The sequence below is a fragment of the Chromohalobacter sp. HP20-39 genome (genome assembly GCF_033052815.1).
In the GTDB taxonomy this organism is placed as follows: Bacteria; Pseudomonadota; Gammaproteobacteria; order Pseudomonadales; family Halomonadaceae; genus Chromohalobacter.
Map to the genome: position 1 here is coordinate 1 of NZ_JAWHTP010000669.1, position 273 is coordinate 273.

Here is a 273-nt window from a genome sequence, read left to right on the forward strand (position 1 = left end):
CGATACCAGCAAGTTGCGCGAGACGTTCGGCATTCATCTGCCCGATTGGCGTCAAGGCATCCATTTCCTGCTCGACCAAATTCTTTGAAGTTTTGCCACTATGCGTAAAGGGATCATCCTTGCCGGCGGGTCCGGCACGCGTCTATATCCGATTACCCGATCGGTTTCCAAGCAATTGCTGCCGGTTTATGATAAGCCGATGATTTACTATCCGCTATCCACGCTGATGTTGGCGGGGATTCGTGATATCTTGATTATTTCCACACCCGAAGA

The 273-nt window shown here is 50.5% G+C and carries 1 protein-coding gene; it reads left to right on the top strand.

All coding sequences use genetic code 11. From position 1 onward, the window contains the following. Nucleotides 1-100: 100 nt before the first annotated feature. Nucleotides 101-273: sugar phosphate nucleotidyltransferase (locus RVY79_RS19630; RefSeq protein WP_317466249.1), on the top strand; the 173-nt coding region annotated here is incomplete at its 3' end.